5 protein-coding genes are annotated in these 8059 nt (G+C 49.8%); 1 reads left to right on the top strand and 4 read right to left on the bottom strand.

Annotated elements, in window-relative coordinates; all coding sequences use genetic code 11:
• The 3 genes from HVE01_RS15340 to HVE01_RS15330 form a co-directional block, all read right to left on the bottom strand.
• On the bottom strand, positions 1 to 722 hold a 722-nt coding region (locus HVE01_RS15340), incomplete at its 3' end, for a retention module-containing protein (protein ID WP_146944978.1).
• 69 nt (positions 723 to 791) lie between these two features.
• Positions 792 to 2642, bottom strand: a complete 1851-nt coding sequence (locus HVE01_RS15335; protein WP_244973758.1) for a TolC family outer membrane protein — start codon at positions 2640 to 2642, stop codon at positions 792 to 794.
• A gap of 685 nt (positions 2643 to 3327) precedes the next feature.
• Entirely contained in the window at positions 3328 to 4182 is an 855-nt protein-coding gene (locus HVE01_RS15330; protein WP_198350415.1) for a response regulator transcription factor, read from the bottom strand.
• A gap of 639 nt (positions 4183 to 4821) precedes the next feature.
• On the opposite strand from HVE01_RS15330, the gene paaX reads away from it, so the two are divergent.
• Positions 4822 to 5748 carry a phenylacetic acid degradation operon negative regulatory protein PaaX gene (gene paaX, locus HVE01_RS15325; protein ID WP_125752369.1) on the top strand — a complete coding sequence of 309 codons (927 nt, stop codon included), beginning with the start codon at positions 4822 to 4824 and terminating at the stop codon, positions 5746 to 5748.
• Between the two features lie 125 nt (positions 5749 to 5873).
• Here the strand turns inward: paaX and HVE01_RS15320 are convergent, their stop codons facing one another.
• Positions 5874 to 7823 carry a sigma-54-dependent Fis family transcriptional regulator gene (locus HVE01_RS15320; protein ID WP_125752372.1) on the bottom strand — a complete coding sequence of 650 codons (1950 nt, stop codon included), beginning with the start codon at positions 7821 to 7823 and terminating at the stop codon, positions 5874 to 5876.
• Between the last annotated feature and the right edge of the window lie 236 nt (positions 7824 to 8059).

The following is an 8059-nucleotide window of genomic DNA, read 5'->3' as shown; positions in this document are numbered from 1 at the left end:
GGCACTTCCACCGTAACGCCGTTGTCCAAGTCGTCCTGGGTGACCGGACGATTCAGCAGTTCATTACCGTCTTTGTCGGTGACAATCAGAGTGTCACCTACCTGGGCGCCCTCTCCCAGAGTGACCTGGGCGGTAACGGTGCCGTCTTCACCAATCTCATCCTGACTATAGATGCCGTCATCATTAGCGCCTTCTAACTCAACTCTCACCTCCAAAGCTGACGTTATAGGCTCAAAACTTTCGCTAGTCCCTTCCCAACCGTTAAGGCGGTAAAGAGGTTCGTCACCCCGCTCGTAGTTATAAGCGTACGCAAGAGGCGGCAACGGCAGCTCAATGCGCTCAAGCATTACAAACGTTAACCCGTCTTTACTAATAATGGGCGCGGAAGATGAACCCTGTGACGGGGGATTTTTATCAAGCTGTGCAATAAACTGTTCTTCTAGCTGCACTTCGGCTTTTGATGCTTTCTCTGCTTCAGAAAAACGCATGCTTTCATCAGGCTCGGGGCTATGCAGAACGATATCTGCATGAGAAAGCTCACTACCAGATGGTAGCTGAAGCGCCACGCCTTGAGGCGTAGAGACAATTACGCTTGCATTGGCATCCGTAATGATTGTCTCGCCGGGTTGAACGATATCCCCTTCACGTAACTCTCTTATGTTTCCGTTACTATCACGAACCCACGCGTTGCCTGAGATTGCTTCAATGATGACCGTTTCCATCTTTTCCCCCAATGATCCTATGAAGGCTCCAACATTCGAAGGAGCCTTTTGAACAAGTGCTTAGCTGTTTTAAATATCTAGCGTTATCTCAACGCGCCGATTTTCTCGACGGCCATCAGCAGTCGCATTCGAAGCAACCGGTTGGCGTGAGCCATAACCACGCACTTGCACAATATTTGGATCAATTCCCTGTTCGATGAGGAAGTCAGCAACGTTACGAGCACGCTGCTCAGAGAGGGGGGCATTTAATGCATTAGTACCGCTGCTATCAGTATGGCCAGTAACAACCACATGATTTACTGAAGACATTTGACGAATTTTTTGAGCAAAAGAGGACAACTCAGCATGCGCTCCTGAGTTAAGTTCGGCACTACCCGTTGTAAACAGTGCATCGGCTGAAAGCACCATATCGGGTGTAGCTGCCGGGGCTTGTGTGTTCCCGTAGCTATTAGTTAGCTCTGCTAATGAGGGAGTAGCAGGATGAGTGACAGGGCAGATGGCATCTGGGTTGATGCTGATACCATCACTACCAAGTTCGTTAAGCGTAGGGGTTCCTTCACGTACAACGTCGAGGGTCAACATCAGTTGCCCCATAGACGCCAGCGTGCGGGCATCCGCCTCTAGCACATTTTGCTTAGCATTTACGTAGGCACGGCTTGCCTCAAAGTACTCATTTTCACTGTCAAGAACATCTAATAGCGTACGTTCACCAATATCGAACTGCTGCTGGTAAGCACCGCGAACACGGTCACTGGATAAGCGATGCTGATTAATATAATTCAGCTGTTCACGCAATTGGCGAGAATCATTAAAAGCGATTTGCGTTGTTTGACGAATATTATGGCAAACATTCTCACGCTGATTAACCGCTTGCTCAATTCGATCACCTGCAGCGCGGAATGACGCCATATCGCTTCCACCACGATATAAATTCATGCTGGCTACTAGTTCTATACTGTGGCGATCCTGACTACCGCGAGGATTAGGAGTATTGTCAGTATTATCGTAAGTGCCTGTACGTCCTTGCAGATCTAGGCGAGGCTGGAAAGCAGCGCGAGTAGCCTCTTGTTGCGCTCGGCTGGCCTCAATATTTTCAATGGCAGCGTGGAATTCAGGATTACCTTCAAAAGCCAAATTAACTGCCTCAGTCACCGATGGAGGCAAGTCATCCTCAAACCCTGGCATAGGCGCTAAACTGTCTGTTGGTAATTGGCCGACAACTCGCAGATACCGCGCAGAAACATCATGCAAATTAGATGCTTCCGTCATTAGGTTCGACTCAGCCAATGCTAAGCGGCCTGTAATTTGCTCTAAATCAACGCCTCTGCCTGCGCCATTCTGAACCCTCTCTTCGATTTGTTGATAAACACGCTGATGCTGACGGTAGTTTTCCTGAGCCAAGCGAACCAGTTCGCGATAACGTTCCACATCTAGATAGGCTTGTACTGCCTCTAATGCGACGTTCTCGCTAGCACCTAACAGTTCGTAATAACTAACTAACTTTGCACGGTCTAGCCGTTCAACGTCATTACGAGTCGCAAACCCGTCCCAAATCATCTGGTTAAGCGTTAATTCAGCAAAGCTAGTTGAATAGCTACCGACGCCATCTACTTCACGATCAGCCCGCCCCACACCAGCGGTCGCATCAATAGAAGGTAGGTAGTTTCCACGTGCTACATCAACATCATGCGCAGCCGCCTGCAGCTCATTCCACGCTGCTTTGACCTGGGGGTTGTACTCGATCGCAGTTTTGACAACGTCAGTTACATTGTCTGCAATAGCGGACTGCCGTGAAGAGGCTGATAATTCTTGCGCATATACGCCGCTCACCATGAGTGACAAAGCAATGGTTACCAGCCCCTGCTTTGCCAGCATAAATGACATGGGGTTGAGCTTGAAGGCCGACACACGCTGAAACATTCCCTTACTCCTGCAAAAATATGTTAGAAATCAATAGTGTAGATAGCACAAATAAAGCATTTGCTAATTTAAATTCAGCGAACTTTATCACTAACTAATTAATGACACTTTTGATTAAAGGCAATAACATTTGCAGGAATGAACTATCATTAATAGTAAATATAAAAAACTATTAACTTCGACAAGAAATTAAACCCACTGAAAGCAAATAAAAACCAAAAAAACAAGAATTTAAGTTAATTAACCAACCGAGTTCACAGAGCCAGATTTTTTTCAAGCTAAACTCTATCAACGATGAGCACAGACAAAGCATGAAACTTTGTTAATGGGAAAACCACTTAGCCGCCGCTTTTCTTCATTTTCTGGCCACATTTCTAGCTTATGCAGCCGCTGCTAGCGACTTACATAACGCTAGAAACAGGGCACTAGAGAAACGTTAACGAAAGCCAACATCGATATAAAGCACTCTGCCGCTCCCCCCCTTGGCTGCTTTATCATAAGCCACTGATTTTTTAATATATTTATATGACAAAGGGTTGCCTACGCCCGTCAAGAAGGCTGAGCTAAACAATACGTTGCCTTGTTGAACACGGAGGCTTTAGAGCAATTAATTTTGTTTCTGATCATTCATTTTAGAGGAAAGCCAAATCTGAAAAATCAAGCTATAAATAAAACTACTCATTCCTCACTGGTACTCTTTAACTGACCTCTTAACTGGCGAAGGATACTGGTTTTTAAACTTCATCGGCGATGTTCCAAATCTTTCTTTAAATGCCGTTGAAAAATTCGCACTGCTACTAAATCCTACATGAGCAGCTATAGCGCTAACAGAGAGGTGGGTATTAGACAAGAGCTCACGCGCTTCATTCATGCGTATTTCGCGAAGGTACTCATATACAGTCATACCCACCATATCTTTAAAAGCGGCATTAAGACGTTTTGCATTAGTACCTACTAAGCGCGCCAGCTCCTGTAGGCTCGGAGCATTAGATAGAGAGTTCAGCAAATGAACCCGAGCACTGTGATAAAGAATATTATTAATAGGGTTAGCTTGTTCGCTATCTAGGCGCACTTCATCAAGGTCATTATAAGCAGACGCTTTTTGCGACACCCGATTACGCAGATGAATCGCCATGCGTAATTTAACTTCATCAAATAAATAAGGTTTTTGAATGTAATCTACAGCACCTACCAGCAATCCTTGAACACGCTTCTCGGGCTCCGAGTAGGCTGAAAGAAAAATAACCGGAACGTTTTCGGTGAAAGGATCATTTGCTAGTACTTTACATGCCGCATAACCATCACACTCAGGCATCTCGATGTCCATCAGGATTAAGTCAGGTAGTACAAGACGCGCTTTGTGAATGCCATCGATGCCATCTTGCGCATGAAATACTCGACACCCCTGGTGCAAAAGATACGAAGAAATAAGCATACGATCTGCTTCGGCATCGTCAACTACCAGAATTTTTTTCCCCGCTAGATCATCCATATCCACGCCGCCGCCAAACAAGTGTTGAGTGTTTACAATTTTACTCATGCGTTAATGTTTTTTTACTCATCAATAGCTAAAAAGCCATATAGACAACAAAAACAATACCCGCCAGAAAACAAAAAACCTCTCTAGGAAAGAGGTGGTGTGCTAGTGAATCAAACAAAACCAGAGAAATGTTAAATAATGATTCTAATTAGCCACACTGACCACACACCTTTCTTGCTTCGAGACAAGCGATGGAATCATACACTTTATAATTATTAAAAAAAGTTAAATTTATCAACAAAAACAGACACTAACGACCGCTCCAAGCCAAGCCCCCGAATCAATAAATCGCCAAAATTCACACAACAAACCAACACTTAAAGAAAAACAAAAAACCATTAATTAAAATATATTAAAACAACCCCGTCGCTTACTTTAAAAAAGACAATCACCTTAATTTCTTAAACCTCGGTAAAACATTTAAACCATTTAAACTATTTTTTATCTTTGCAAAAAAGCATGCAGCGCTCTATCAGGGCATTTAATCCAACAACCTTCACGACACCAAAGAACTATTCATAAATCACTGACAGCGACACAGGCCAAGTCACGAAAAAACGTGATACGATAATCTTCTATAAAAGCTATATTTTCTGTCGTTTTGCGACAACTTCATCGTCAGGGGAATCAATACTCACCATGTCGTCAGCTACAGACTGCGTCGCTACGCTTATTGATGACTTCCAGAAGCGTCGGCCTATTCGCGCCGGCTCGCTAATTATTACCGTCTATGGCGACTCTATCGTTCCACGGGGTGGTACTGTATGGCTCGGCAGCCTATCAAAACTGGTGGAACCCATCGGTATCAACGAGCGGCTGGTGCGCACATCGGTTTATCGGCTGACCCATGAAACCTGGCTACGTGGCGAGAAGGTCGGTCGTCGCAGCTACTACCGCCTGAGCGGCCCCGGGCGACGCCGTTTTGAACAAGCCTTTAAGCGCGTCTATCACGGTGCCCAGCCCCCCTGGTCCGGCCAATGGACACTGGCGCTTCTGACTCAGCTATCGGCAGATCGACGCCAGCAGATTCGTGATGAGCTTGAATGGCTCGGTTTTGGTAGTTTTGCTCAGGGCGTGCTAGCACATCCCACGCTGTCATGCGCGGAAACCATGGTGGCCTTGCAGGAGCTTGATGCGGCAGACGATACGATCGTGATGCAGACGCAGGCCATGGAGCCCATGACCAGTAAGCCGCTGCGCCTTCAGGTCAGAGATAGCTGGAATCTCGACGAACTCGCCGAGCTGTATCAGCGTTTTCTAGTTAAGTTTCGCCCACTGTGGAATGCACTCAACGCAGAGAACCATTTAGGACAAGAAGAGTGCTTCATTGCCCGCACCTTGCTGATTCATGAGTATCGTAAGGTTCAACTACGCGACCCTCTTCTGCCTGATGAACTACTCCCCACGGCGTGGGAAGGCCGCTACGCCCATCAGCTCTGCCGCAACCTCTATCGGTTGCTCTACGAACGCGCAGAACGCTGGTTGGATCGACACCTAGAAACCGCCGAAGGCCCATTACCAGCCCCTGGCCCCAGCTTCTACCAACGCTTCGGCGGGTTGGAATAAACGCCTTACGTGTCTTATAAACGCCTTGCGTATCTTATGGTGAGGACACCTGCCCTCCGTTGAACTAGACAGCCTATAAGGGCCAAGCTGGAAGCGACCGTCCAGCTTGGTTGCACTGCACCAACTCAAGGTGGCGCATCCCCCAGCCGTCGATAAAGCGTCGAGCGGCTGATACCTAGCGCCCGGGCAGCGGCAGTCATGTTTCCCCCATGGGCTTCGAGCGTACGCACCATATGGGTCCGCTCCATTTCTCGCAGTTCTTGGCAACCGTTGCCAAGACCCTCCGGTGAGACCGGATTACGAGCATTATTTTCTGTGGGCTGAGCAAGCTTACGCTGCCAACGCGGCGAAAGCCCTTCTATGGTTAGCCGTTGGCACTCTGGCTCAGCTCCCACCAAAGCCGCTTCCAAACAGTGAATTAGTTCCCGCCAGTTGCCAGGCCAAAGGTAGCCAGCCAAACACTCTAACAAGGACTCATCCAGCGCCAGAGAGCGGCCATGTTGGCGACATAGTGCTGCCCAGTGTTGACGAATCTGTCCCGCGAGATCAGCCTGCTCGTTCAGCGTGGGAAGTTCTACTACCACCCCAGCCAGACGATAAAAAAGATCTTCGCGGAAGTCACCGTTTGTCACCAGACTTTCCAAATCGCGATGGCTCGCGGCTATGACTCGGCAGTCGATGGGAACCTCGCGGTGATCGCCCAGAGGTGTCACCACTTTCTCCTGCAGCACCCGCAGCAGACGGGCCTGCAGCGCCAGCGGCATGTCACCGATCTCGTCGAGCATCAAAGTGCCGCCATTAGCTTGCACCAAACGCCCGCTGTACCCGCCCTTGCGGGCGCCGGTGAAGGCACCTTCTACATAGCCGAACAGCTCCGCCTCGATAAGACTTTCGGGTAGCGCAGCACAGTTGAGTGCCACGAAGGGCCGCTGCTCGCCGAGACGAGTATGTAGGGCTCGGGCCAACTGCTCTTTTCCGGTGCCAGTTTTGCCTTGGAGCAGTACAGGCAAACCTGCTTCCAGTGCCCGACTAGCCCGGCGAGCCTCCCGAGCCAGCGCCTCAGGCCAATCCTCCACCAGCGTCTCAAGCCCCCGAGAGAGGGATGGTTCGGGCGACGCCGTCCTCACCGTGGCCTCTCCGCTCAAAACTGCTGGCTGCCACTGATCCGGGGGATTAAGCCGCCCCACCAGTTGGGCGCCGGTAAGCGGCAGCCCCAGCAAGACCGAGCATCGTTCGCATTGACGACAGATTTCTTTCCAGGAATTGCCCAATAATTCTTCGATATGGCGACCAATTAGTGAGGCAGAAGCCTCGCCCAGCCATTGGGCAGCCTGAGAATCAACCGCCAGGATCAGCCCCGAGTCGTTCATGGCCACTAGACCACAACTCACGCTGTCCAGCTCCGCCAGTGATGCATGCACCTGGAGCACCCATCGCTGCTGGTAGTGGTGGAAAAACAGCCGTTGCTCCAACGCCCCCGTGAGCTGCTGTACTCGGCGCAGGAAAATTTCTGGTCGTGGGTGATTGGCTTCGAAGGTAAGGTCGATCAACCCCAAACAGTCGCCATTGAGATCAAACAACGGGGCGGCGACACAGGAAACAGGGTTGTCGGGAAACAGCAGATGCTCGCAGGACTTGACCAACACCGGCGCCCGCTCGATAAGTGCTAGGGCAGGTGCATTGGTTCCGAACCAGCGTTCATCCAGGTTGATGCCAGCCCCGATGTGAAAACGATCATTAAGCACGAATCGCTGGCCGTAGCTCTTGAGCACGGTGGCATCCGGGGTTGCCAGCAGCAATTGACAGCCACGCAGATCCTCCGTCACTCGCCTGATCAGCGGGTCAGCCAGTTCGATAAGGCGACGATGCATCTCGCGCTGAGCGCGAAGTTCGCCACTGTCGAGTCGCGGCAACTCGGGAAGGCTACCAAGCTGCAGTCCATGCTCAATGCAGCGCTGCCAAGAACGGTCGATACAGGCATCGAGCATACCCATCGGTAGTTGCTGGCCACGGAGCAGATGTTCACGGGCCTGGAGAATCACGTCGGGGGTTCTCAGGACTGTTTTGGAGATCATGGGCCTCTCCCAGCGAGGTCGGCGAGCTGTCCCAGAATGCGACAGCCGTCGTGTCCGGCGACGAAACGGCGCAGCAGTGTCGTCATAACCGATCTTCAACTCACTGATATTGTTGTGATTATATTATCTCTCTGAGCTGGCACGGGGCTTGCTAGAGAGTACTTGCTAAGGAACATGAGAGACGTGCAATGCTTAGCACGCACTCACAACAATCATAAATCAGTCTGCCAGGAGCA

This window comes from Vreelandella venusta (assembly GCF_007989605.1).
Taxonomy (GTDB): Bacteria; Pseudomonadota; Gammaproteobacteria; order Pseudomonadales; family Halomonadaceae; genus Vreelandella; species Vreelandella venusta.
The sequence above is the reverse complement of the archived record's forward strand: the minus strand, read 5'-3'. Positions and strand labels throughout refer to the sequence as shown.